Source organism: Noviherbaspirillum agri (assembly GCF_054780595.1).
Genome location: NZ_BAAGWA010000005.1, coordinates 259,139 through 283,868, shown reverse-complemented (window position 1 = coordinate 283,868; position 24,730 = coordinate 259,139). Strand labels below are relative to the sequence as shown.

The 24,730-nt window shown below is 60.0% G+C and carries 21 protein-coding genes; 4 read left to right on the top strand and 17 right to left on the bottom strand.

All coding sequences use genetic code 11. The features are described 5' to 3' along the window. Positions 1–4 precede the first annotated feature (4 nt). The 12 genes from ACYVIA_RS11930 to ACYVIA_RS11875 form a co-directional block, all read right to left on the bottom strand. Entirely contained in the window at positions 5–301 is a 297-nt protein-coding gene (locus tag ACYVIA_RS11930; protein ID WP_460841011.1) for an STAS domain-containing protein, read from the bottom strand. Positions 302–317: 16 nt separating this feature from the next. Continuing rightward, positions 318–968 carry an MlaC/ttg2D family ABC transporter substrate-binding protein gene (locus tag ACYVIA_RS11925; protein ID WP_460841009.1) on the bottom strand — a complete coding sequence of 217 codons (651 nt, stop codon included), beginning with the start codon at positions 966–968 and terminating at the stop codon, positions 318–320. Between the two features lie 56 nt (positions 969–1,024). After that, a complete protein-coding gene (locus ACYVIA_RS11920; RefSeq protein ID WP_460841007.1) occupies positions 1,025–1,879 on the bottom strand; it encodes an MlaA family lipoprotein in 855 nt (284 codons plus the stop codon). After that, a complete protein-coding gene (gene mlaD, locus ACYVIA_RS11915) occupies positions 1,879–2,352 on the bottom strand; it encodes an outer membrane lipid asymmetry maintenance protein MlaD (RefSeq protein ID WP_460841005.1) in 474 nt (157 codons plus the stop codon). The genes ACYVIA_RS11920 and mlaD overlap by 1 nt, the downstream gene beginning before the upstream one ends. An 80-nt stretch (positions 2,353–2,432) precedes the next feature. Next, entirely contained in the window at positions 2,433–3,212 is a 780-nt protein-coding gene (gene mlaE, locus ACYVIA_RS11910) for a lipid asymmetry maintenance ABC transporter permease subunit MlaE (RefSeq protein ID WP_460841003.1), read from the bottom strand. Continuing rightward, positions 3,209–4,012: an ABC transporter ATP-binding protein gene (locus ACYVIA_RS11905; protein ID WP_460841001.1), complete on the bottom strand. Its 804-nt coding sequence runs from the start codon at positions 4,010–4,012 to the stop codon at positions 3,209–3,211. The genes mlaE and ACYVIA_RS11905 overlap by 4 nt, the downstream gene beginning before the upstream one ends. Before the next feature lie 145 nt (positions 4,013–4,157). Beyond that, the gene (locus ACYVIA_RS11900; RefSeq protein ID WP_460840999.1) at positions 4,158–5,621 is read right to left on the bottom strand and encodes a glutamate synthase subunit beta; all 1,464 of its coding nucleotides are present in this window, start codon (positions 5,619–5,621) and stop codon (positions 4,158–4,160) included. Positions 5,622–5,688: 67 nt separating this feature from the next. Beyond that, on the bottom strand, positions 5,689–10,368 hold the full coding sequence (locus tag ACYVIA_RS11895; protein ID WP_460840998.1) for a glutamate synthase-related protein: 4,680 nt from the start codon (positions 10,366–10,368) through the stop codon (positions 5,689–5,691). Between the two features lie 191 nt (positions 10,369–10,559). Continuing rightward, the gene (locus ACYVIA_RS11890; protein ID WP_460840996.1) at positions 10,560–11,279 is read right to left on the bottom strand and encodes an REP-associated tyrosine transposase; all 720 of its coding nucleotides are present in this window, start codon (positions 11,277–11,279) and stop codon (positions 10,560–10,562) included. A gap of 90 nt (positions 11,280–11,369) precedes the next feature. Then, positions 11,370–11,927: a DUF2726 domain-containing protein gene (locus ACYVIA_RS11885; protein ID WP_460840995.1), complete on the bottom strand. Its 558-nt coding sequence runs from the start codon at positions 11,925–11,927 to the stop codon at positions 11,370–11,372. Positions 11,928–12,337: 410 nt separating this feature from the next. Next, the gene (locus tag ACYVIA_RS11880; RefSeq protein ID WP_460840992.1) at positions 12,338–13,843 is read right to left on the bottom strand and encodes an HDOD domain-containing protein; all 1,506 of its coding nucleotides are present in this window, start codon (positions 13,841–13,843) and stop codon (positions 12,338–12,340) included. After that, complete coding sequence (locus ACYVIA_RS11875; protein ID WP_460840990.1) at positions 13,840–15,558, bottom strand: putative bifunctional diguanylate cyclase/phosphodiesterase; 1,719 nt, start codon at positions 15,556–15,558, stop codon at positions 13,840–13,842. The genes ACYVIA_RS11880 and ACYVIA_RS11875 overlap by 4 nt, the downstream gene beginning before the upstream one ends. Positions 15,559–15,940: 382 nt before the next feature. On the opposite strand from ACYVIA_RS11875, the gene ACYVIA_RS11870 reads away from it, so the two are divergent. The 4 genes from ACYVIA_RS11870 (at position 15,941) to ACYVIA_RS11855 (ending at position 20,168) form a co-directional block, all read left to right on the top strand. Beyond that, on the top strand, positions 15,941–17,290 hold the full coding sequence (locus tag ACYVIA_RS11870; RefSeq protein ID WP_460840988.1) for an NAD(P)/FAD-dependent oxidoreductase: 1,350 nt from the start codon (positions 15,941–15,943) through the stop codon (positions 17,288–17,290). Further along, on the top strand, positions 17,287–18,366 hold the full coding sequence (locus ACYVIA_RS11865) for a chorismate transformation enzyme, FkbO/Hyg5 family (RefSeq protein ID WP_460840986.1): 1,080 nt from the start codon (positions 17,287–17,289) through the stop codon (positions 18,364–18,366). The genes ACYVIA_RS11870 and ACYVIA_RS11865 overlap by 4 nt, the downstream gene beginning before the upstream one ends. 165 nt (positions 18,367–18,531) lie before the next feature. After that, positions 18,532–19,368, top strand: a complete 837-nt coding sequence (locus tag ACYVIA_RS11860; RefSeq protein WP_460840984.1) for a lysophospholipid acyltransferase family protein — start codon at positions 18,532–18,534, stop codon at positions 19,366–19,368. 41 nt (positions 19,369–19,409) lie between these two features. Next, positions 19,410–20,168 carry a glycosyltransferase family 2 protein gene (locus ACYVIA_RS11855; protein WP_460840983.1) on the top strand — a complete coding sequence of 253 codons (759 nt, stop codon included), beginning with the start codon at positions 19,410–19,412 and terminating at the stop codon, positions 20,166–20,168. Between the two features lies 1 nt (position 20,169). Here the strand turns inward: ACYVIA_RS11855 and ACYVIA_RS11850 are convergent, their stop codons facing one another. The 5 genes from ACYVIA_RS11850 to ACYVIA_RS11830 are packed head-to-tail and all read right to left on the bottom strand — an operon-like array spanning position 20,170 to position 24,698. Continuing rightward, on the bottom strand, positions 20,170–21,468 hold the full coding sequence (locus ACYVIA_RS11850) for a cation:proton antiporter (protein ID WP_460840981.1): 1,299 nt from the start codon (positions 21,466–21,468) through the stop codon (positions 20,170–20,172). A gap of 45 nt (positions 21,469–21,513) precedes the next feature. Beyond that, positions 21,514–22,242 (bottom strand): 3-oxoacyl-ACP reductase FabG, encoded by a 729-nt coding sequence (fabG, locus tag ACYVIA_RS11845; protein ID WP_460840979.1) that lies wholly within the window; start codon positions 22,240–22,242, stop codon positions 21,514–21,516. Further along, entirely contained in the window at positions 22,239–22,703 is a 465-nt protein-coding gene (locus ACYVIA_RS11840) for a 3-hydroxylacyl-ACP dehydratase (RefSeq protein WP_460840977.1), read from the bottom strand. Before ACYVIA_RS11840 ends, fabG begins: the two co-directional genes overlap by 4 nt. After that, positions 22,694–23,494: a beta-ketoacyl synthase chain length factor gene (locus ACYVIA_RS11835; protein ID WP_460840975.1), complete on the bottom strand. Its 801-nt coding sequence runs from the start codon at positions 23,492–23,494 to the stop codon at positions 22,694–22,696. Before ACYVIA_RS11835 ends, ACYVIA_RS11840 begins: the two co-directional genes overlap by 10 nt. 10 nt (positions 23,495–23,504) lie before the next feature. Continuing rightward, the gene (locus ACYVIA_RS11830) at positions 23,505–24,698 is read right to left on the bottom strand and encodes a beta-ketoacyl-[acyl-carrier-protein] synthase family protein (protein WP_460840973.1); all 1,194 of its coding nucleotides are present in this window, start codon (positions 24,696–24,698) and stop codon (positions 23,505–23,507) included. Between the last annotated feature and the right edge of the window lie 32 nt (positions 24,699–24,730).

The following is a 24,730-nucleotide window of genomic DNA, read 5'->3' as shown; positions in this document are numbered from 1 at the left end:
CCTGTCAATGGTGCGGCAAATCGGTCCGCGGCTGCGGAATCGAAGTGGAATGAAGCAGTTCAGTAATGCCGTACAAATCCACCAGGCTCTGCAGATTCGACGGGAAGTTCTGGAATGTCAGCTGACTGCCTTGACGCTGCGCAGCGCGTTGCCACGCAAGCAAGGTTGCGACGGCCGCCGAGTCGACCACCGTCAATTCGCCCAAGTCGAACTGTGCCTCCCCGCCTTCGATTGCGCGCAAACCAGCATCCAGGACGGTTTTCGCGTTATGCACAGTCAAGGTCTGGGCGGGTCGGTACATGATTGACTCAGGAGACTTAAGAGGCTTTTGGCGCCTTGGCAGCATTTGCAGCCAGGCGCTTGTTCTTGTCGGACAGCGTCTTGATAAGCCCGTCGATACCGCCTTTGTTGATCTCGGCGGCAAAGTTACCCTTGTACGTTTCGACGAGCCACGCCCCCAGCACATTCATGTCATAGATCTTCCAGCCATTCGGCGTTTTCTCCAGGCGGTAGTTCAACTGGATAGGATCACCTCCGCGCGGCTGCAGTACCTGTGTGCGAACCTCGACTTCGGTATCGGAAGGATCGGCGCGCATTGGCTTGAAGTCCAGCTTCTGGTCACGAATCTGCGAGATCGCGCCGGAATACGTATAAACCAACAGCGTGCGGAATTCGTTGGTCAGCTGTTTTTGCTGTTCGGGTGTCGCCTGACGCCAGAACCGGCCTGCTGCCAAAGCGGTCATGCGCTGAAAATCCACGTGCGGCAACACCTTCGACTCTACCAGCTCCAGTACGCGCCTCTGATTACCGACCTGGATGTCCTTGTCGGACTTGGCAGTTTCAAGCACTTCGAGGCTGATGCGCTTGACGAGGGCGTCAGGCGCTTCCTGCGCCGATGCTTGGGGCATAAATGCCAGCATACCGACAGCAATTCCTGCGATGACAAACAATTTTTTGAGTACGTTCATATTTTCCTGAAATGTCGGGGGCAAACCGTGTTGCCCAGGATGGGTTGCCCACCGGCTTACTTCATCGTTTCCGTGACGGCGCGCTGCGCACTGTGATGGGCATTTTGTTCCACTTTGACAATGGGTTTCGACTCCGGTTCCGCGGATACTGTCATGTCGGCAACAGACGCCGCAGACGAATTCGGGTCCTCTTCCTCGGTCAATGTTGGCCCCACGTCAAACTCGTAGGTGGAGGTTTCCGGAGGCTCGCCATCGTACACTTTGCTCTGACGGCGTTGCAAGTATGCATCACGCACGAACACATACCGATCGAGTGCAGCCTCTTCCAACAGGTTCGATGCATCCAGCAACGCCGCGCGCTGATCGACGACGCGCACAGTCGACCCGGTATAGCGCCAGTGTTCCGGATGCGTGTGATGCCAGGGGTTGGACTGGATGTCGACCGGCATGGCGAAGGTGTCGCGCAAGGTCGAAGAGCCGAAAAGCGGCAGCACGACATAGGGGCCGGAACGGACGCCCCACTTGCCCAAGGTCTGGCCGAAGTCTTCATTGTGCTTGTACAACCCCGCCTCGGTACCAATGTCAAGCAACCCGCCGAGGCCGAATGTGGTGTTGACGGCCACGCGCATTACGTCAGACATGCCGTCCGCCAGTTTGCCCTGCAAGAGGTTGTTGATTGCAGTCGGCACATCGCCCAGGTTGCCGAAGAAATTGCCCACCCCGGTCTGCACAAAGGAAGGCAACTTGGTATACGCCTCGGCGGTGGGTTTGAGTGCAACCTGATCAAGCTTGTCATTAAACTGGAACATCGCCCGGTTGAAGGGCTCCAGCGGGTCGCGCGGATTATTGGTGGCACAACCAGCAAGCACCAGCACAGCCGCAAGCGCGACTATCCGTCGAATGGCATTCATTACTTCTCGCCTCCCGGCCCTTCAGCCGCTTTGCTGTAGAGGAATTGACTGATCAGGTTCTCCAATACAACTGCCGACTGCGTCATCTTGATGCGATCACCGGCGACCAGGTTACTGGTATCGCCTCCGGGCTCCAGACCGATGTATTGCTCCCCCAACAGCCCTGCAGTCAGTATCTTCGCGGATGAGTCCTTGGGGAACTTGTAACTGCTTTCCAGTTGCAGGGTGACAACGGCCTGATAGCTCTGGTCATCAAAACGGATGTCCGCAACGCGTCCGACCACCACCCCGGCGCTTTTTACCGGTGCACGCGGCTTGAGCCCGCCGATATTGTCGAACTTGGTAATGACTGGATAGGTTTGCTCGAAGGACAGCGAGCTCATGTTCCCAGCCTTCAAGGCGAGGAACATCAATGCAGCTGCACCGAGCAGTACGAACATGCCGACCCACAAGTCGAGTGATTTCCTTTGCATGACTGAATACCCTAACTATCGAATGCGAAGCCAGTGACGGCTTCAACATGAAAAAAACGGACTTCCAAACCGCCCCTGCATCAGCCAAACATCAACGCAGTCAGCAGGAAATCAAGCCACAGCACGGTGAGCGAGGAAATAACCACGGTGCGCGTCGTTGCCCGTGCGACACCTTCCGGCGTTGGCTGCGCCTCATATCCCTGGAACAGTGCGATAAACGTTACCGCAAATCCGAATACCACGCTCTTGATCACGCCGTTGATGATGTCTTCCCACAGATCCACGCCGGCCTGCATCTGCGACCAGAATGCGCCTTCATCGACACCGATCAGGCGCACGCCAATGATGTACCCGCCGATTACGCCCACTGCACTGAAAATCGCCGCCAATACCGGCATTGCGATCACGCCGGCCCAGAATCGGGGTGCGACGACCCGCTGTAGCGGATTGATCGCCATCATCTCCATTGCAGAGAGTTGCTCGCCCGCCTTCATCAGACCGATTTCCGCAGTCAGCGACGTACCGGCACGCCCGGCAAACAGGAGCGCGGTCACTACCGGTCCGAGTTCACGCGTAAGAGACAAGGTCACCATCACGCCAAGTGCCTGCTCCGAACCATAACGGTTCAGGATGTAATAACCCTGCCAGCCCAACACGAAGCCGACGAACAGTCCGGACACCGAGATGATCACCAGCGAGTAGTTGCCGATGAAGTGGATCTGGTCCGTAATCAGCCGTGGACGGCGAAACAAGCCAACCGACGCACCAAGCAGTGCGAAGAGTGTACGTGTCGCGTACCCGACACTACCAACTGTCTCGCGCACCAGACGGCCAAGCGATGCAACCGTATCGAGGATCATGAGCGCACCTCGATCTTCAGGTCTTCAGCAAGCGAGCGCCCCGGATAATGGAAGGGCACCGGCCCGTCCGCCTCGGCATGGACGAACTGCCGCACATAAGGATCGCTCGACTCCAGCATCTGCTGGGGGGTGCCGTGCGCGACAATTCGCCCTTGGGACAGGAAATACACGTAATCGGCAATCAGAAAAGTCTCGTGTACGTCATGCGACACGACGATCGATGTCGAACCCAGCGCGTCGTTGAGGCGGCGAATGATGTTCGCGGCGACACCCATCGAAATCGGGTCGAGCCCTGCGAACGGCTCGTCATACATGATGAGCTGCGGATCGAGGGCGACAGCGCGCGCCAAGGCAACGCGGCGTGCCATACCGCCGGAAATCTCGGACGGCTTGAGCTGGGCAGCATTGCGCAGGCCCACGGCATGCAATTTCATCAGAACCAGGTCGCGAATCAATTCCTCGGGCAGCGTCGTATGTTCACGCAGCGGGAACGCCACATTTTCAAATACGGTCAGGTCGGTGAACAGCGCTCCATGCTGGAACAGCATGCCCATCTTGCGGCGCATCGCGTACATCTTCCGCGTATCGCGCGCATTGACCATCTGTCCGTCAAACTTGATGGTGCCGTTTTGGGCCTGCAGCTGGCCGCCGATCAGGCGAAGAATTGTCGTTTTGCCGGAGCCGGATCCGCCCATGACCGCAACCACCTTTCCACGCGGGAAGTCCATCTGGAGCCCAGAAAGGATCGGGCGGATCCCGTAGGAGAAATGCAGGTCACGAATTTCGACGAGGTTGGGCACAACTCTTAACTTTTGCGTAAAGGTGAGATTGTAGTTCAGAAATGGCTACCCGGCTTTTGGCGTGGCCCAAGCGCAGGTCGAAATGAGACAAAAAAGCCCGCCGCATCGTTTCATGCAGCGGGCCTCAAGTTACAACAACTGCAACTTATCGCGGCAGGACGCTCGCTCCCATCAGGAATTCGTCCACGGCACGCGCGCACTGGCGGCCCTCGCGAATTGCCCATACTACCAGTGACTGGCCGCGACGCATGTCGCCTGCGGCAAACACCTTGTCTACCGAGGTCTTGTAGCAGCCGTCGCCATCAGTAGTGGCGCGGGCATTGCCACGCGCATCTTTCTCGACACCGAACGCATCCAGCACTTGCTGCACCGGCGACACGAAGCCCATTGCCAGCAGGACCAGATCGGCCTTCAGTTCGAACTCGGAATTCGGCACTTCCACCATCTTGCCGTCCTTCCATTCGACGCGGGCTGCAATCAGCTTTTCAACCTTGCCGTTCTTGCCTTCGAGGCGCTTGGTGGCGACAGCCCAGTCACGCTGGCAGCCTTCGTCGTGGGACGAAGACGTGCGCAGCTTGGTCGGCCAGTACGGCCAGACGAGCGGCTTGTTCTCCTGTTCCGGCGGCTGCGGCAGCAGTTCAAACTGCGTGACCGATGCTGCGCCGTGGCGGTTGGAGGTGCCGACGCAGTCGGAGCCGGTATCGCCGCCACCGATCACCACCACATGCTTGCCGGTGGCCATGATCTGGTCCTTCAGCTTGTCGCCGGCATTGACCTTGTTCTGCAACGGCAGGAATTCCATCGCGAAGTGGACGCCTTTCAGTTCGCGGCCCGGAACTGGCAGGTCGCGCGGTGTTTCGGCACCGCCGGCAATAACGACCGCATCGAAGTCCTTCTTCAGCTGATCCGGGGAGATGGTTTCCTTCGCCCAGTTGTAGACGTTCGAAGGAAAATCCTTGCCGACGAAAACGCCGGTACGGAAGGTCACACCTTCAGCCTTCATCTGCTCGACACGGCGATCGATATGCGATTTCTCCATCTTGAAGTCAGGAATGCCATAACGCAGCAGGCCGCCAACACGATCGTTCTTCTCGAAGACGGTCACATCATGGCCGGCGCGTGCAAGCTGCTGTGCAGCCGCCAGCCCGGCCGGACCAGAACCGACGACAGCAACTTTCTTGCCGGTCTTAGCGGCAGGCACTTGGGGCAGTACCCAGCCATTCTCCCAACCCTTGTCGATAATGAAGTGCTCGATTGACTTGATGCCAACCGGATCGTTGTTGATGCCGAGCGTGCATGCGGCTTCACAAGGTGCCGGGCAGATGCGGCCGGTGAATTCCGGGAAGTTGTTCGTGGAGTGCAAGTTATCCAGTGCTTCACGGTAGTTGCCGTGATAAACCAGGTCATTCCAGTCCGGGATGATGTTGTTTACGGGGCAGCCGTTATTGCAGAACGGGATGCCGCAGTCCATGCAACGCGCGCCCTGAATCTTGGCGTCGGCGTCGGAGAGGTGCATCACGAATTCCTTGTAATGCTTCTTGCGCTTTTCGGGTGCTTCGCTCGCCTCTTGCAAGCGTTGGTATTCCAGAAAACCGGTTACTTTTCCCATTTTTTACTCACATTGTTAGCGGCAAGTGCAATTGCGCTGCCCTTGCCGCTGCATTGTTTATTGACAGTTAGGCTGCGATCTTTTCTTTTCCCTGGGCCGCTGCGTGCAGCTCGGCCAGTGCCCGCTTGTACTCGGTCGGGAACACCTTCACGAACTTGGCACGGGAGTTAGCCCAGTCGTCCAGCAGGTTGCGCGCGCGCGTGCTGCCGGTGTACTTGAAGTGCCGTTCGATCAGGCCCTTCAGGATCGCTTCGTCAGTCTGTCCTTCACCACCGCGAACCGGGCTGTGCCAGATTGCACGATCCACCTTGGCTTCCTGGTCGGCCGAGGAGAGCACCGGGTCAAGGACAACCATCGCCATGTTGCATTTCTTCGCAAACTCGCCGTCCGGGTCATAAACGTAAGCCAGGCCACCGGACATGCCAGCCGCGAAGTTGCGGCCGGTTGCGCCAAGGACGACGACGGTACCGCCGGTCATGTATTCGCAGCCGTGGTCGCCTGTGCCTTCAACGACAGTGATGGCACCCGAATTACGTACTGCGAATCGCTCGCCGGCTACGCCGTTGATGAATGCTTCACCGGAGATCGCGCCGTACAGCACAGTATTGCCGGCAATGATGTTGTCGACCGCCCAACCGCGGAATTCGGTGTTCGGGCGCACGATGATGCGGCCGCCCGACAGGCCCTTGCCGACGTAATCGTTGCCCTCGCCGACCAGATCCAGCGTGATGCCGTGTGCGAGGAACGCACCGGCGGACTGGCCGGCGGTACCCTGCAGCTGGATGTGGATGGTGTCGTCCGGCAGGCCGTCGTGACCATAGCGCTTCGCGACTTCGCCCGAGAGCATGGTGCCGACGGTGCGGTTGACGTTCTTCACCGGCGAGATGAAGGAAACCTTCTCGCCCTTTTCCAGCGCAGCCTTTGCTTGTGCGATCAGCTTGTGGTCCAGTGCCTTTTCGAGGCCGTGGTCCTGCTCTTCAACCTGGAAGCGGGGCTCGGATGCCGGCACGTCAGGTTGATGGAAGATCTTGGTGAAGTCCAGACCCTTTGCCTTCCAGTGCGTGATTGCCTTCGACTTGTCGAGCAGGTCGGAACGGCCGATCAATTCGTCGAACTTGCGGATGCCGAGCTGCGCCATGATCTGGCGAACTTCTTCCGCAACGAAGAAGAAGTAGTTCACAACGTATTCCGGCTTGCCGGAGAACTTCGCACGCAGCACCGGATCCTGGGTTGCAACGCCGACCGGGCAGGTATTCAGATGGCACTTGCGCATCATGATGCAGCCTTCGACGACTAGCGGAGCCGTCGCGAAACCGAATTCGTCAGCACCGAGCAGCGCACCGATGACAACGTCGCGACCAGTCTTGATCTGACCGTCGGTCTGCACGCGGATGCGGCTGCGCAGGCGGTTCAGCACCAGCGTCTGCTGCGTCTCAGCCAAGCCGAGCTCCCACGGTGAACCAGCGTGCTTGATCGAGGACAGCGGCGACGCGCCCGTGCCGCCATCATGGCCGGCGATCACGACGTGGTCAGCCTTGGCCTTGGCGACACCAGCAGCCACCGTGCCGACGCCGACTTCAGATACCAGCTTGACCGAGATCGATGCCTTTGGATTGGCGTTCTTCAGGTCATGGATCAGCTGTGCCAGGTCTTCAATCGAATAGATATCGTGGTGCGGCGGCGGCGAAATCAGGCCGACGCCCGGCACCGAGAAGCGCAGCTTCGCGATGTACTCGGACACCTTGTGGCCCGGCAGTTGGCCGCCTTCGCCCGGCTTGGCGCCCTGCGCCATCTTGATCTGGATCTGGTCGGCAGAAGTCAGGTACTCGGCGGTCACACCGAAGCGGCCGGAAGCCACCTGCTTGATCTTGGAACGCAGGGAATCACCTTCCAGCAGCGGCAGGTCGACTTCGATGCGGTCCTTACCAATCACGGAAGCGAGGGTCTCGCCCTTTTTGATCGGGATGCCCTTCAGTTCCTGGCGATAACGGTTCTCGTCTTCGCCGCCTTCACCGGTATTGGACTTGCCGCCGATGCGGTTCATCGCAATCGCCAGTGTCGCGTGCGCTTCCGTCGAGATCGAGCCGAGCGACATCGCGCCGGTGGCGAAGCGCTTGACGATTTCCTTTGCCGGTTCGACTTCGTCGATCGAAATCGCCTTGCTTGGATCGATCTTGAATTCGAACAGGCCGCGCAGCGTCATGTGACGCTTGGACTGATCATTGATGATCTGGGCGTACTCTTTATATGTGTTGAAGTTGTTCGAACGGGTCGAATGCTGCAGCTTCGCAATCGCGTCCGGCGTCCACATGTGCTCTTCACCGCGCACGCGGAAGGCGTATTCGCCGCCGGCGTCCAGCGCATTGGCCAATACCGGATCATTGCTGAATGCCAGCCTGTGCAGGCGCAGCGCTTCTTCTGCAACTTCGAACACGCCGATACCTTCAACGTTCGATGCCGTGCCTTTGAAGTACTTGTCGACCAGCGCCTTGTTCAGGCCGATGGCTTCGAAAATCTGCGCGCCGCAGTAGGACATGTAGGTCGAGATGCCCATCTTGGACATGACCTTCATCAGGCCCTTGCCGATCGCCTTCTGGAAGTTGTAGATCGCCTTCTCTGCCGACAATTCGCCCGGCAGGCTCTTTGCCATTTCGGTTAACGTATCCATCGCGAGGTACGGGTGGACAGCTTCCGCACCGTATCCGGCAAGCAGTGCGAAGTGGTGTGTTTCGCGTGCAGAGCCGGTTTCCACCACCAGGCCGGTGGAGGTACGCAGCCCCTTGCTGACCAGATGCAGGTGGATGGCCGACGTGGCGAGCAGCGCCGGGATCGCGACCTGGTCTGCGTCGACTTTGCGGTCGGAGATGATCAGGATGTTGTGACCGGACTTGACCGCATCCACCGCCTTTGCGCACAGCGATGCAAGACGCGCTTCAATGCCTTCCTTGCCCCATGCAACCGGATAGCAAATGTTGAGTTCAAATGACTTGAACTTGCCGCCGGTGTGCTTGCTGATGTTGCGCAGCTTGGCAATGTCCGCATAGTCGAGGACCGGCTGCGACACTTCGAGGCGCATCGGCGGGTTGATGTTGTTGGTGTCGAGCAGGTTTGGCTTGGGACCAATGAAGGACACGAGCGACATCACCATCGCTTCGCGGATCGGGTCGATCGGCGGGTTGGTGACTTGCGCGAACAGCTGCTTGAAGTAGTTGTACAGCGTCTTGTTCTTGTTGGACATGACGGCCAGCGGCGAGTCGTTGCCCATGGAGCCGACTGCTTCTTCGCCGTTTGACGCCATCGGGGCCATCAGGAACTTGATGTCTTCCTGGCTATAGCCGAATACCTGCTGGCGGTCGAGCAGCGGGATCTCGGACTTCGGCTCTGCCGGTTCGGCATCCAACTCGTCCAGCTTGATGCGGACGGACTCGATCCACTGCTTGTACGGCTTGGCGTTGGCGTAGGTGTCCTTCAGTTCCTTGTCGTCGATGATGCGGCCAGCGTCGAGGTCGATCAGGAACATCTTGCCCGGCTGCAGGCGCCACTTCTTGATGATCTTCGATTCCGGAATCGGCAGTACGCCAGATTCGGAGGCCATGACGACGAGGTCATCGTCAGTCACGATGTAGCGTGCGGGGCGCAGGCCGTTGCGGTCGAGCGTGCCGCCGATATGGCGACCGTCGGTAAAGGCCATTGCAGCAGGGCCGTCCCACGGCTCCATCATCGCAGCGTGGTATTCATAGAATGCGCGACGATTGTCATCCATCAGCGAGTGGTTTTCCCAGGCTTCCGGGATCATCATCATCATCGCTTGTGCCACCGGATAGCCCGCCATCACCAGCAGTTCGAGCGCGTTGTCGAAGCAGGCGGTGTCGGACTGGCCTTCGTAAATCAGCGGGAAGAGCTTCTTCAGGTCGTCACCGAGGACAGCCGACTTCATCACGCCTTCGCGGGCACGCATCCAGTTGAAGTTGCCTTTCACCGTGTTGATTTCACCGTTGTGGGCGATCAGTCGATACGGGTGCGCCAGCGGCCATTCCGGGAAGGTATTGGTCGAGAAGCGCTGGTGCACGAGTGCAAGCGCCGAGACGCAGCGCGGGTCCTGCAGATCCTTGTAATACACACCGACCTGGTCGGCGAGAAGTAAACCTTTATAAACGACGGTGCGCGCCGACATTGACGGCACGAAAAATTCCTTGCCGTGGATAAGGTTCAGCGCCTGGATGGCATGGCCGGACGACTTGCGGATCACATACAGCTTGCGCTCCAGCGCGTCCGTCACCATGATGTCCGGACCGCGGCCGATGAAGATCTGGCGGATGACCGGCTCTTTGGCACGCACGGTCGGCGACATCGGCATGTCGAGATCAATCGGAACGTCACGCCAGCCGAGGACGACCTGCCCTTCAGCCAGCACGGCACGTTCGATTTCCTGTTCACAGGCGATGCGGGAAGCGCTTTCCTTCGGCAGGAAGACCATACCAACACCGTATTCCCCTGGCGGCGGCAGGGCTACTCCCTGCTTCGCCATTTCTTCACGGTAGTACTGGTCCGGGATCTGGATCAGTATGCCCGCGCCGTCGCCCATCAGCTTGTCCGCGCCGACCGCACCCCGGTGATCGAGGTTTTTGAGAATCAGCAGGCCTTGCTCGACGATAGAGTGGCTTTTCTTGCCTTTAATGTGGGCGACGAAACCGACGCCGCAGGCGTCATGTTCGTTGACAGGATCGTATAGACCTTGCGCGTGCATAAGCTTTCTCCGCAACTTGTGTGATGTTGAGGATGAAGAATAGTGCAGTGCAATAGATTGTTCAACTTAATTAATTGGGGTCGGAGCAAAATTAATGCAATCTTCATTCTGCCAGCATTACAAATAGGGACAGAGTTAAATCGAAGGCAGTTGATTTGCCGTTTTTCTTAAACGATAGAGACACTCTGTTGCTACGTCGGCTCGCGCGGAGAAGTGAATACTGGCTTTTCTTTCGGTGGCCGTCCGCGCTTGGCGGGTATCACGCGGCGGCTTGCCTGTTTTTCGAGTGCCGCTTTGAATTGATCCGAACCAAGTGGCCAACCTTTCAGCGTGGCTTCTGTCAGGGCGTTGGTTTCCTCAATGCCTGGTGCCCGCTCCATCAATCGCTGATATGCGAGCTCGCGGTCGAATGGCGTATTACCCAGCCCCCAGAACAGTGGATGATCGGTAATAAGCGGGTCGGGTTTTGTGCCGGCATGGTGGGCGTAGCTGGACCAAGGGTAATCCGCGGGCGCTGCAACGAGACCAGCACGTACCGGGTTCTGCTCGATATAGCAGCTGCAAGGCAGGAAATAACGCTCAGCCTCGATGATCGTGGCCCTGTATCGACCCTGCCAGAGGGTGCCGGTCCGCTGGTACTTGCTATTAAAATACGGCACATAATGGCGCCCGACCCACTGCATCATCTTCGAGAGACCGGTGCGGTCCTGCGGAGATACCAGGAGATGCAAGTGATTGGGCATCAGCACATAAGCGTGAATCGCAACCTTGAATTGCCGGGCTGCCTCACGCAACCAGCGCAGGAAAGCCGAGTAGTCCTCGTCCTCAAGGAAAATCGCCTGTCGGTTGTTGCCGTGCTGGATGATGTGATGGGTCTGATTGGGAACGACGAGTCGCGGGAGTCTGGCCATGGCTAATTCGAGTCCATCGTCGGCACGCCGTCGCGCCGCGATGCAAACGCATTTTATCCCGCCCGGGCAGCGACCGCGCTCGCCTCAGGTTCAGATCTGCGCGTTTGCGGTATTGCGCCAGACGACTTCTGGCCGGACAAACTCAATGTCAGCTTTACGGTCTGCGGTATTGATACATTCCGCTTGCTGGCGCCGGACGCTGTCGCGCGCATAGATGCTGCTCTTGATCTTGCCCTCGGATGGAAGGCGTTTTGCCGAGAATCGGACCGTCCTGATGCCAGCTTTGGCAAAGTAGGCATCCCGCACCATGTCGCGGCGGCTTGTTCGGGATCGATGATCGATTTCCACGATGGCGATCAAATGCATTTTCTCGTCGAATATCGCATAACCGACACGCTCGCCCCTGATACGGTCAAGCCCGCTTTTGCGCGCCACACCAATACCCATCGGCTCGATCAGTGCCGATACTGCCATTTGCGGACAGACCACGCACTCCGGCAAGGCATGCCGCAAGCGGTAAAAAAACTCGCGCTCACTTCCGGTCAGCACGTTTTTCTTGCGGTATTTCGTGGACGTTTCCCGCGTCGATGCAAACCAGAAGAGCAGGCCACCAAACACGATTGATGTAAAAACGATTGCCTCACTCATAGCTCCCCCGCATTCTCACATTGTCGAAAGACCAATTAATTTAACATTTGATAACATTTTTTGCCATTCCGATCGGCAAGTTAGCGCTGTTCCGTGCGGATACAGTTGAGAAAGCTCAAAGAGAAATTTTTGGAAGGCGACGACCTTATTGCAAGGTCAACAACCTGGCTCGCAAGGCCAAACCCTGAAGCAATCTGCTGAGGTAAAACGGGGGGCTAGGAAGTGATGGAGCAACTTCAGTCTGGTTGGACAGTTCATGAGAGCTGCCCCGTCCTCGGCTCGATGGTGCGGCTCCTGCCATCGCGCGGGGCGACGCCGGGCCGAGGTGCCGAGTTCGCTACGACGCGCCGCCGTGCGTGTGCCGTGAGCAATGAACCCGGACTCGATCGGCCGGTCATGCCGAAGCTGCCCTAAAAGATTTTTCGCACCCAGGATGGCTCGACCTGCCGGCGCTCAGCGATGGTACGCGTAAGGAGCATGCGCAGCGCGTCAAGAGGAGCGATTTCTACCTGGTCGATCGTAGCGCCGGGCTGGGCAGCATCCCAGTCACCGTACAGGAAGCCGAGTGCTTGCCGGTTGACGGTCAGCGGCAGGACCATGAAGCTGCGAACGGATGGAAATGTATCTTTCCACCAGCGAGGGACCTTGTTGGCGAAGGCCGGGTTGAGCGCGTTCTCGACGAAGACCATCTTGTCGTTGACCATCGCGGCGTGGAAGACGTCCGGCTGGTAGGCATCACTGAATGCCAGACGCGGCAGCAGTTCGTGGACACCATCGCCAAGGCCGAGGTGGGCCACATACTGGCCGCGCTCCCGATCGCGCACGAAAGCTACCGTCCGCCTGAAGCCAAGTCCTTGGTAAACCGTTTCCAACGCCATCGACATCAACTGCCCGGTGCTCGCGCTGCGCGATGCACCGCGCATGTCAGCAACCCCACTGCGCAGGATGGTCGCCGCATCGGCCGGTTTGCCGGCGACAGAGGCGGAAGCACGCCGTGCAGATGCGCCGGCCTTGGCGCCGCGTATGCCTCCCACCTCTTCTTCGGCGGCGGTGCGATGGCCGGCATCGATGGCGGTGACCAGTTCCGAAGCCGGCAAGCCCAGCATGTCGGCATAACCGGCAGCCAGGGCGGCAACTTGTGCACCCGCGCCATCATCCGCAACGGAAAGTACATCTGCACAACGCGATGACAGCGTGGAGACGACGGCGAGCCAATCGCCATGGTCGAGCGGTTCACTGACGGGCCGCGGCGGCACTTCGCCCAAGGTATTGACCACCGTGGCAGGCAGGGACCACTGCTGTGCAACCTGACGGCCAATATCGTCCAGGCTCAGGCCGAAGATTTCACGCGCGGCCTCGTTTTCATTACCGAGTTCGGCGGAACGCTGCTGCACTTGCGGCCAGCGGTCGGAAAGATAGAAGACGGCCATCATGCGTCCGAGCGAGTGCAGGATCGAACAGACCACGGCCTCCTCTGCATTGCGCATGCCCGCCGACGACACCACTTGCCGCGCGATATGTCCGGCGAGCACGGCCTTTTCCATTTCGTCGCGCGTCTGCGCCGATTCGGCAGAAACGGCCGACAACCCGTCAATCAGCTTGAGTCCGAGCGCAAGGTGGCCGATCGCCTCGGTGCCAAGGACGATGACCGCCTTTGAAACGGTGTTGATGTCCTGGCCGAATACCGAGTACATCGCGCTATTGGCGAGCCGCAGAACCTTCTGGGTCAGCGCCGGGTCCTGCAGCACGGTTCTCGTCATGTTGAATTCGCGTTCGTCGTCACCGCGCATGGCACCGACAATCGCGTTCACCACACTGGAGAAACCCGGCAGGTCGCCTCGTTGTCGCACGCGCGCCCACAGCAGTTCCATGGTTTGCACGGCTTTCGCCGACGCGCCCCGGTCGAGTTCACTCATGCACTGACCTCGCTCGTGAGCACGCCGCCCCCGGTCTGCAGCAGCTTGATCGCATGCTCGGGCAACAATGGCCGGCCTGTCAGATATCCCTGAATGAAATCGCAACCGTGCGAGGCGAGGAACTGCAGTTGCTGTTCATTCTCAACACCTTCGGCAACGGTGCTCAGGTTCAGGTGGCTCGCAAGGCTGAGCACCACGTTGCAGATTGCGACATCCTTGACGGACGACGGCAGATCCTTGATGAATGCACGGTCGATCTTCAACGTTGCAATCGGGAAGCGCTTCAGATAGGCAAGCGACGAGTATCCCGTGCCGAAGTCGTCAATCGCAATGCGGACATTACGCTCTGCCATCGCATTCAGCAGTGCTTCCGCATGGGCGGGATCAGACATCAGGATGCCTTCGGTGATCTCGAGCAGCAACTGCTGCCCGTCCAGTCCGGACAGCTTCAGCGCCTCGTCCATGACGTCGAGGAACTGGTCGTTCCGGAACTGCCGCGGACTGACGTTGACCGACACATAGAGCGGCCTGCCCGCCGCCTCCGAAAATCGTTTCACCTGCATGCAGGCTGCCTTCAGCGCCCATGCTCCAAGCAGGTTGATCAGGCCGTTACTTTCGGCCATCGGGATGAACTGCAACGGCGACACCATGCCGATGCCGGGTCGGTGCCAGCGCATCAAGGTCTCGAAACCCATGATCCGGCGGCTGCGTGCGTCGACGATCGGCTGGTAGTGCAGCAGGAACTCGCCGTCGCGCACCGCCTGGAACATCGCCGCCTCCATCGCGACATCATGGTCCGGCTGGTCAAATTTCTGGTTGCAGTAGACAACGCAGCGCGCCTTGCCTGTTTCCTTGGCACGGCGCAATGCGGTATCCGCATGCGCGAGCAATTTCACCTCGTCATCGCCGTGCTCCGGAAAAACTGCCGCCCCGAGCGAGATCCCCACGTAGAGGATGTGCCCCTGGATATCGAACGGCAGATGGACACTGGAAATCATGCGACGCGCAACGGCCTGTATATCCGCTTCGGTCACCACTCCCGGCAGCACAGCGAGGAACTCGTCTCCGCCCATGCGTGCCAGCGTATCTTCGCCGCCCAGCGCATCTGACAGGCGCGCGGCCGCCACGCGCAGCAATGCATCGCCGACGGCATGTCCGAGGGCGTCGTTGACTTTCTTGAAACCATCAAGGTCAAGCGCGATGACGGAAAAGCCGCCGCCGGTACGACGCGAACGCGCAATGGCAAGGCGCACGCGGTCGGACAGCAGCGCGCGGTTCGGCAACTCGGTCAGCGCATCGTGCGTGGCCAGATGGCGTACTCGCTCTTCACTCACCTGCTGCTCTGAAATGTCTCGGCCGACTGCCAGCACTTCGATGCCTCCCTGCGCTGCAGGACAGGCCGTAAAACGCAGCTCCAGCCAGAGCGCATCCATCGCCGTCTTGAGGCGGACATTCAATTTGCCTTGCTGGTTGGTGGCTGCGGTTTGCGCGATGGCGGATTCGAGCGCAGGACGGTCCGCAGCGACCATCAGCTCGCCAAGCGCCATGCCCGCCGGATTCATACCACCGTTGATCAGATCAACCGCACGCTTGCTCGCGTACAGGATCACGCCTTGCGCATTCAAGCGGAAAACCACGTCGCCGGCCACTTCCATGAGGCTGTTCAACTGCGCTTTCGCCAACAGCTCCGAGCGGTCACGACGTAGTGAAAACATTGTAAGAATCGTAATTTGAATGTCAGCCCGGCGCTTCCATGCGCCGGACCGGCCGTACTAAAAGCGGCAAAGGGTTCGCCATCTTAGCAAATTGCGCTATGGAAATTAAATCCACAGGGAAATGTTGTTGCAGATTATCCAGAAAAAACGTAAACCCTTGATCCAAAAAAGAAATTGACTTCACAACGCATTGAAGGTATTGACAATCGTTAATTTATAGAACATGTCGAAAGTTGTTACATGGATGAACAGGGAGTATGACCGAGCATTCTGACGCTGAATCACGCCCCGAGCCATAATCCGCAGCGTCCATAACGACGGGTATCTACGGAGCAATATTTGGTGTTAAAGTCTTGCCCCGACTCAACATCAAGACATGCCAATGGATGCTCTCGCAGAGGCGCATGCCGCCATTCCAGCCGACGCTACTGAATGCGATGTTTTTGTGATCGGCGGCGGTCCCGCCGGCTCTACCGCAGCGGCCCTGCTGGCGCAAAAGGGTTACCGGGTAACGCTTGCAGAAAAGGCAAGGCATCCACGCTTTCATATCGGCGAATCCCTGTTGCCGGCGAATTTGCCGCTTCTGGACCAGCTCGGCGTTGCCGATGAAGTGCGCGCGATCGGCATGGAAAAGTGGTCGGCGGAATTCGTGTCGCCCTGGCATGCGCACAAGCAGGTCTTCCATTTTGGCGAGGCGATGGACAAATCGATGCCGCACGCCTATCAGGTACAGCGCGCGGAGTTCGATGAAATTCTGATCCGCAACGCGCAGCGCAAAGGCGCAACGGTGCTAGAAGCTTGCAAGGTCAACGACGTTGCCTTCCTTCCGAACGACCAGGGCGCGGTGATCCACGCCCAACTCGATGATGGTTCGAAGCGGTCTTGGCGCGCGCGTTTTGTGCTCGACGCCTCGGGCCGAGACACCTTCCTCGCCAATCGCTTCAAGGCGAAACATCGTAATGAAAGGCATAACAGCACGGCGCTGTACGCCCATTTCACCGGCGCCAAACGCAATGAAGGCAAGGCCGAAGGCAACATCACCATTTTCTGGTTCGAGCATGGCTGGTTCTGGTTCATCCCTCTGCAGCACGGCAAAACGAGCGTCGGCGCCGTCACCTGGCCGTACTACCTGAAAACGCGCAAGAAGCCGCTTGCCGACTTCCTGATGGACACGATTGCCATGTGCCCCGCGCTGAAGGAGCGTCTGGAAGGCGCACAGATCGTGTCCGATGTGGAAGCGACCGGCAACTTTGCCTACAGCTGCGACCACACGCACGGTGCCAACTACCTGTTGCTGGGCGACGCCTACGCCTTCATCGATCCGGTCTTTTCCTCCGGCGTGATGCTGGCGATGAACAGTGCCTTTGCCGGCGCGGACACCGTCGATACCTGCCTGCGTTCGCCGGAGAAGGCATCGGCGGCACTGCGTCGCTTCGACAAAGTGATGCGCATCGGGCCGAAGCAGTTTTCCTGGTTCATCTATCGCGTGACGAACCCGACGATGCGCGAACTGTTCATGGGGCCGCGCAACATCTTCCGCATGCAGGAAGCGCTGCTTTCCGTGCTGGCGGGCGACGTCTTCGGCAAGACGCGCATCTGGCCGCATCTGCTGGCATTCAAAGGCTTGTACTACGCCATGTCGCTATACAACTTCAGGCGCACGCTGACGGCTTGGCGCATGCGCAAAAAGAATATCCGCAGTGTTGATCTTGCAGACGGGATGACAAATTGATTCAGGCTGGAACCACACATCTGCAATGCGCCTACCTGCCCCTGGACCAGTTCCGGGCCGGCGACGGACACTGGAAAAAAACGATGCTTGGCGCGGTTGCCTTCGCCCCGGTATCGGGCACTGCGAACGGGACGAGCGGTGCCCCGCATATTCCGGTACCTATGCCCGCACTCGGCAGCGCCGGAACAGGCATTCCGACCGGCGAAATCTGGTGCGCTGAAGGCAAGCTCAGCTATGGCGAGCTGCATGGCGTGCGCTACGGGCACAACGACGACATCCTGTTCGGCGCCATCCAGCTGCACGAATCCGACTTCGACAGCGCCAGCGTCCATGGTGCGGGAAAGACTCCGCTACAGCAGGCCACGGAGACCGCCTACCGCTCGATCTTCAGTCTGATCGACGGCCTGGGATTTCCGCACGTGATGCGATTCTGGAACTACATGGCCGACATCACCGGCCACAGCCATGGTCTGGAGCGCTACCGCCAGTTCAACACGGGCCGGCAGGACGGCTTTCTCGGCAGCGGCCGTCAAGTTACCGGCGGCGTCGTGCCGGCCGCGTCGGCGGTGGGATTCGCGTCCGGACCGCTCACCGTATATTTCCTTGCCGGCCGCGGCGCGGCGCCGGTGGCGATCGAAAACCCCCGGCAAGTGAGCGCCTACGATTATCCGCGCGAGTACGGGCCGCGCAGCCCGACCTTTTCACGCGCGACGATGGCTCGGCTGGGTGGCAGCGATGTGCTGTTCCTGTCGGGCACGGCAAGCATTGTGGGGCACCGCACGCTGCATGCGGGCGATGTCGTCGCGCAGGTGCGCGAGACGCTGGCCAACATTTCCGCCATGGTCGCGGAGGCCAACCGGGTTGCGCCGACGGCCGGATTCACGCTGGGCGACCTGTGCTACAAGGTCTACGTGCGGCATGAAAAGGACGTCGGCACGATTCATGACGAACTGCGGCGTGCGCTGGGTGCCACGGCACGGCTGATGTTCCTGAAGGCGGATATCTGCCGGCCGGACCTTTTGATGGAAATCGAGGCAACGGCAGGCCACCCGATCGATTTCGCCGTGCCGGCATAACGCGTAAAAAACCCGGAATTTCTCGGCAAATCTTGTATTTTAAATAGTGCTTATTGGCATCCCATCCTTTATCATAGGCGCCGACTAACGAGCGGATCTGCAGGAAACGCCGTTGCCCTGATTTCAGACCGACTCACCTCCCGGAACACCACTATGAAAGCTTGCTTGCGTCTTCTCCTCCGGGGATACGACTATGCGGTTTTCTACGTTGGATTGTCCTTCTTCGGTTTCCTGTGCCTGCTGTGGACGATGTTCGCGGTGGTGCTGCATCCGCTCATGCCGGCCGACGCCGGGCGGCGCCTCGGCCGCTTCGTCATCATGGCGGCGTTTCGCCTGTTCCTTGGCACGCTGTCGATTTCCGGACGCTTCCGCTTCGACCTGAAGGCGCTGGATGCGCTTCGCGCAGAGGAGTCCCTGATCATCGCCCCCAATCATCCGTCCCTGTGGGACGCGGTGCTCGTCGTGTCGCGCCTGCCCGACGTCGCCTGCATCATGAAGGCGGAAATCATCAGCAACCTGTTCCTCGGCGCCGGCGCCCGCATGGCGCGCTACATCCGGAATGCGTCGCTGCGGCAGATGATTTCGCTTGCGGTCGCGGACCTCAAGCGCGGCAGCCGTATCCTGCTCTTCCCGGAAGGCACGCGCACGGTGCGCAAGCCGCTCAATCCGCTGACCGGCAGCATCGGCGTCATCGCCTGCCGCGCAAAGGTGCCGGTGCAGACGGTATTCATCGAAACCGACTCCCCCTTCCTGACCAAGGGCTGGCCGGTCTACAAGATGCCGCCGATGCCAATGAGCTATCGCGTACGCCTCGGCCGCCGTTTCGAAGCACCGGAAGACAGCGGCGTTTTCATGGCCGAGCTCGAGCAGTATTTCCGACAGGAACTCGGAGGGCAGGCCGAAGTCGCGTCCGCATCGGCGCCGGCAATAGCTGCTCCCAATGCACCGGCTTCTGATGCGTCAACTCCTGCCGCCGTGCCGGAAGCCGTTGTTGCCGACTGAATTCACTCCGCTTTTCACCGCCGCCTTTTACCGCCACACCCATGACTGCCCCCTCTTCCACGCACCTGGTACTGATCCCCAGCTACAACCCTGGACCGAAGGTGTACGAGACGGTGCGCGCAGCACGTCGGTACTGGAATCCGGTGTGGGTCGTGGTGGACGGCAGCACCGATGGCACGGCCGCAGGCTTGGAGGCGATGGCAGCAGAGGATGACGCGCTGCGTGTCATCGTGCTTCCGCAAAACGTGGGCAAGGGAGCCGCCGTCCTGCATGGACTGGACGAGGCCGCAGCCAAGGGTTTCACCCACGCATTGACGATGGATTCGGACGGCCAGCATCCGGCTGATTTGATTCCCACATTCATGGCGGAATCGGCATGTCATCCTGGCCGCATGGTGCTGGGAAAGCCGGTCTTCGACGCCAGCGCGCCGGCACTGCGCGTCAAGGGCCGGCAGGTGTCGAACTGGTGGGCGAATCTCGAGACGTTGTGGGCGGGCATCGGCGATTCGCTGTTCGGATTCCGCGTGTATCCGATTGAACCGCTGCGCGCCGTGATGCGCGGCCAGCGCTGGATGCGCCGCTTCGATTTCGACCCGGAGGCCGTAGTGCGCCTTTGCTGGCGGGGCGTGATGCCGGTGAATGTCGACGCACCGGTACGCTACTTCAGCGCGGACGAAGGCGGTGTGTCACACTTCCGCTACCTGCGGGACAACACCCTGCTCACCTGGATGCATACCCGCCTCTTTTTCGGCTTCGCCCTGCGATTGCCGCTGCTTATCCTGCGCAAAGTGCTCGGCTGACTCAGTTTCTTGTCCCGACCGGCAAGCCGATGCGCGGCAGCCACAAGCGCAGGCATGGGCTGGTGACCACCGTGCTGAAGATCGCCATGATGACGAGCATCGTGAATACCTGCTGCGAAATCACGCCCAGGTCGTAGCCGACGTTAATCACGATCAGCTCCATCAGCGCCCGCGTGTTCATCATGATGCCCATGATGTTGGCCTCATGGCGGTTCATCCCGACCGCGCGTGCAGACACGTAGGCGCCGCCGAACTTGCCGGCGGTGGCCAGCACCACGATCAGCGCACACCATCCCCACGCAGCCATGCTGTCGAGTCCGCCAATGTCCGTCCGCAGTCCGGTATAGGTGAAGAAGATCGGGAGGAAGAACACGGTCACGAGCGGACCGATCTTTTCCTTCCAGGCTTCGACGAACGCCTCTTCATCATGCAGGATGACACCCATCATGAAGCCGCCAAAGATGGCAAAAATACCGAGCTGATACGTCGCCATCGATGCGAGGAAAATGGCGGCCAGCACGATGCCAAGCAGGTTGTTCGACAAACCGAGCCGCTTGACGTCGAAGCGCTGCACGACCCGGCGCAGCAGCGGCCGCACGACCAGCCAGCACAGCAGCAGGAACCCGATCACCAGCGCGACCTTGATCGCAAAGCTCATACCGTCGAAATTGGAAACGGTCAGCGTCGTCACCAGCGCCAGCAAAAGCCAGCCGACCACGTCGTTGATGGCCGCCGCGCTGATGGCAATGACGCCGATCTGCGTGCGCGTCATGTTGAACTCGATCATGATGCGACCGAGGATAGGCAGTGCGGTGATCGAGAAAGCCGTGGCGATGAAGAGTGCCGATGCGGTGGAGTTCGCGCCGGGCGACAGGAACGGTGCACTATAGAACCCGAGCGCAAGGCCAAGCACGAACGGCGTGGCGAGACTGGCCAGCGCAATCCAGAACACCGCCTTGCTGTTGCGCCGCTCCGTGAGGTGGGCGAAGTCGAACTCCAGGCCAATCTGGAACATCAGCAACACCAGGCCGATCTGCGACAGGATCTGCATCGGCTCGGGCGCAGCCGAACGGAACACGTAATGGAAAAGGTCCGGAGCGAGCAGGCCGAACAGCGAAGGGCCGAGCAGGATGCCGACAATGATTTCGCCAACGGCTGCTGCCTGACCGACGCGCACTGCGATTTCGGTGCCGATACGCGCGGCCAGCACGATCACCGTGAGCTGGAGAAGAACGAAGAACAGCAATGCCTCGGTCTTGTGCACCGAAACCGCGTTATGCACGTCAGCAGCAATACTCATGTAACCTCATCAAGTCAGGCAAAAGACGCAGCCTAACAGAATTGATCAGATGAGACCGCCGTTGATGGAGATGACCTGCCCGGTGATGTAGGCAGCCTGCAACGATGCGAGAAAACGAACCAGTTCGGCGACCTCTTCCGGCTTGCCGGCCCGCTTCATCGGCACCATGTTCTGGATCGCCTTGGCGTCGAATGCGCCTTCGCTCATTTCACTTTCAATGATGCCTGGCGCAACGGCATTGACGGTAATGCCGCGGCTGGCGACTTCCAGCGCGAGCGACTTGGTCGCGGAGTTCAGCGCGCCCTTTGCGGCGGAATAATTCACTTGGCCACGGTTGCCGGTGATGGCGGCGACCGACGACATGTTGATGATGCGCCCCCAGCGGCTGCGGATCATCGGCATCATCAGTGCATGCGTCACGTTGTAGAAGCCATGCAGCGACACGTCGATGACGCGATGCCACTGAGCGCTGTGCATGCCCGGGAACACCGCATCGTCATGAATGCCTGCATTGTTGACGAGGATCTGGATCGGCTGGTCCGCCTCTTCTCCCGCCAGCGGCTGCAGCACGGCGTTGACTGCATCGGCATCGGTCACGTCGAATACCAGTACCTCCGCACTGCCGCCAGCGGCACGGATCGCGTCCACCACAGCCTGCGCATCATCGCGCCGCTTGTTGGCATGGACATAAACATGGTGGCCGTCCGTGGCCAGGCTGCGGCTCACCGCCGCGCCGATGGCACCGCTTCCGCCAGTGACGAGTGCGCGTTTCATGCATGGTCTCCTGAATGAATCGTTTCCGCATTGATGATCACGGCAGCCCTTCCCTCCAGCAGTACGCGGCCGTCTGTGCGAACCGCGAAGTCGTACAGGACGTTGTTACCGTCGCTGCTGAAGCGTTCGGCTTCGATCGACAGATTGGCGCCGATATCGTCGAGGCGCCCGACATGCAAGGTCACACCGCGCACGCTGGCGAGAAATCCCATGCGCGGGCGGGCCTGCTGTGGTGCGAGCAAAGCGCCGTGAACGGCCATTGCCTGCGCTGCATATTCGATGCCGCACGCGGCGCCAAGACGCCCGTGGGAACGCAGTGGATTCTTCGCATCCCGGTGGCTGCTTGCGGCGCATTGGATGCGCTGTGCATCCCAGGTATCGACGGAATCGAGCAGGCACATGTCTCCCTGGTGGGGAATGTGCGCCGCAATCCAGACGCGATCGAGGCGGTCTAGTTGCATGGCGTCACTTCTACCGCCAATTGCGTACCGTCGAGATAGTCGAGCACCAGACGTGCGCTTTCGCGCCGTGCGATCGCACGCAGCATCGGCAGGCTGCGTGCTGCCGGAACCGATTCCCGCAGTTGCTCCAGTGCAGCATCGGGAAGCTGGTCGGGCTCGGCCTGGATCTGCGAGACGCGGATCCGTGCCAACGTGCCGGCGCTCGCGGCTGGCGACAGGGCCAGCGCGACACCGCAGTCGTCGGGAATCGGCCGTGTCTTACGCAGCGGCTCCGGGTATGTCGTGTCTGCGGCAATCAGCAGCGTTGTCGTGTTGTCGACCGTAACTTGCGCCAGCGCCTCCAGCAGACCGGCGCCAAAGCTTGCGTCGTACGCGCACAGCACGGAAGACGGCGCCATCGCGCGGGCGGCAATGCTCCAGTAACCAGCTGCAGCGTTATGCACGGAGTTGTGAAAGCGCGTCGGCGAGATCTGCCGGTCTTCGGAGGCGAGCATCTGGCAGATTTCGTGACAGTTGCCGCCATCGCCACCGGAGGCAGAAAACACGGTGGGCAAGGTGGACACGTCCAGCCCTGCCGCGCCGGCTGCCTCGTAGCCGATGGCCAGGGACAGTTTGACGATCGGCCCGCAGCGGCGCCGCTCGGCTGCCGGCAGTGCGGCAGGCGCAGGTAATTGCGTTTTTGCGTACTGGTATGGCGCTTCACCGGCAAGCACGGCGCGCGCAGCGAGCCAGTCGGCGAACCCGGGGCCGATCAGTCCGATGCCGTCGATATATCCGGTAAGAGTGGTCATTGCAGGAGTCTCAGTTTGCGCGGCAAAGAATGATGCTGCAGTTGGTGCCGCCGAAGCCGAAGGAGTTGCTCAGCACGCGTTCGATACGCTGCTCTCGGTTTTCCAGCAGATAGTTCAGCGGCAATGCCGGGTCAACTTGCGTCGTATTCAGGCCGCCGGGCATGAAGCCGTGCTGCAGCGCCAATGCACTGATGACGGCCTCCATGCCGCCAGCGGCGCCGAGCGTGTGGCCTGTCGCGCCCTTGGTCGAACTGCATGCCGTGCCGGAACCGAACACGGCGATCACCGCCTTGCCCTCGGCGGCGTCATTGCTCGGCGTCGCCGTGCCATGGAGGTTGATGTAATCGATCTGCTCGGGAGCGAGGCCGGCGGCAGTCAAAGCCTGCCGCATGGCGATCTGCGCGCCAAGCCCTTCCGGATGCGGCGAAGACATGTGATAGGCATCGCTGGACTCGCCGATACCGGTGAGCAGCACCGCGTCCGCGTCCAGGCTGGATGGCACGCGTTCCAGCAATGCCAGCGCGGCGGCTTCGCCGATCGAGATGCCGGTACGGTTGGCATCGAATGGGCGGCAAGGCTGCGTCGATGTCAGCTGCAGCGAATTGAACCCGTAGAGCGTGGTGAGGCAAAGCGTATCCACGCCGCCGACAAGCGCCGCGTCGATCACACCGGCTTCGATCATGCGCCGCGCCGATGCGAAGACCTTGGCACTCGACGAACACGCCGACGAAATGACGACTGCCGGACCGGTCAACCCGAAATACTGCCGGGCGAAATCGGCCGCGGAAAAGGTGCTGTGCGTGGTTTTGTAGTTGAAGCTGGCAGGCAATTCGCCCGTTGCGCTGTCCCGCTCGCGGTAGGCCAGCTCCGTCTGCAGGATGGCGGATGTACTGGTGCCGAGGAAAATGCCCACGCGACCACGACCGTGTTTTGCCATAGCGGCGTGCACCGCGTCGGCAAAACCGTCCTGTTCGAGCGCAAGTTGCAGGAGCCGGTTGTTGCGGCTGTCATAAGCCTGCATGTCGGCACGCATCTGCACCGCGTCAAGGCCGGGCACGGCGCCGATGTAGGTGTCGAGGTCGACCGTGTCGAAGTCACAATGCGCCAGGCCGCTCTTGCGCTGGCGAAGGGCCTGCAGCGTCTGGAAAAGCCCGCGCCCGAGACAGCTGGTCGCGGTGAAATGCGAGAGGAGAAGCGGTTTCAAAATTCAGGACGGGCAGGGTTGAAAATGGCGCG

Excerpts from the sequence above, each read along its gene's own strand:
- ACYVIA_RS11840 (WP_460840977.1), bottom strand. The coding sequence starts at position 22,703 with ATGCAACTAGACCGCCTCGATCGCGTCTGGATTGCGGCGCACATTCCC.
- ACYVIA_RS11855 (WP_460840983.1), top strand. The coding sequence starts at position 19,410 with ATGACTGCCCCCTCTTCCACGCACCTGGTACTGATCCCCAGCTACAAC.
- ACYVIA_RS11900 (WP_460840999.1), bottom strand. The coding sequence starts at position 5,621 with ATGGGAAAAGTAACCGGTTTTCTGGAATACCAACGCTTGCAAGAGGCG.
- ACYVIA_RS11895 (WP_460840998.1), bottom strand. The coding sequence starts at position 10,368 with ATGCACGCGCAAGGTCTATACGATCCTGTCAACGAACATGACGCCTGC.
- ACYVIA_RS11875 (WP_460840990.1), bottom strand. The coding sequence starts at position 15,558 with ATGTTTTCACTACGTCGTGACCGCTCGGAGCTGTTGGCGAAAGCGCAG.
- ACYVIA_RS11930 (WP_460841011.1), bottom strand. The coding sequence starts at position 301 with ATGTACCGACCCGCCCAGACCTTGACTGTGCATAACGCGAAAACCGTC.
- ACYVIA_RS11835 (WP_460840975.1), bottom strand. The coding sequence starts at position 23,494 with ATGACCACTCTTACCGGATATATCGACGGCATCGGACTGATCGGCCCC.
- ACYVIA_RS11850 (WP_460840981.1), bottom strand. The coding sequence starts at position 21,468 with ATGAGTATTGCTGCTGACGTGCATAACGCGGTTTCGGTGCACAAGACC.
- ACYVIA_RS11880 (WP_460840992.1), bottom strand. The coding sequence starts at position 13,843 with ATGAGTGAACTCGACCGGGGCGCGTCGGCGAAAGCCGTGCAAACCATG.
- fabG (WP_460840979.1), bottom strand. The coding sequence starts at position 22,242 with ATGAAACGCGCACTCGTCACTGGCGGAAGCGGTGCCATCGGCGCGGCG.
- ACYVIA_RS11920 (WP_460841007.1), bottom strand. The coding sequence starts at position 1,879 with ATGAATGCCATTCGACGGATAGTCGCGCTTGCGGCTGTGCTGGTGCTT.
- ACYVIA_RS11870 (WP_460840988.1), top strand. The coding sequence starts at position 15,941 with ATGGATGCTCTCGCAGAGGCGCATGCCGCCATTCCAGCCGACGCTACT.
- mlaE (WP_460841003.1), bottom strand. The coding sequence starts at position 3,212 with ATGATCCTCGATACGGTTGCATCGCTTGGCCGTCTGGTGCGCGAGACA.
- ACYVIA_RS11890 (WP_460840996.1), bottom strand. The coding sequence starts at position 11,279 with ATGGCCAGACTCCCGCGACTCGTCGTTCCCAATCAGACCCATCACATC.
- ACYVIA_RS11925 (WP_460841009.1), bottom strand. The coding sequence starts at position 968 with ATGAACGTACTCAAAAAATTGTTTGTCATCGCAGGAATTGCTGTCGGT.
- mlaD (WP_460841005.1), bottom strand. The coding sequence starts at position 2,352 with ATGCAAAGGAAATCACTCGACTTGTGGGTCGGCATGTTCGTACTGCTC.
- ACYVIA_RS11885 (WP_460840995.1), bottom strand. The coding sequence starts at position 11,927 with ATGAGTGAGGCAATCGTTTTTACATCAATCGTGTTTGGTGGCCTGCTC.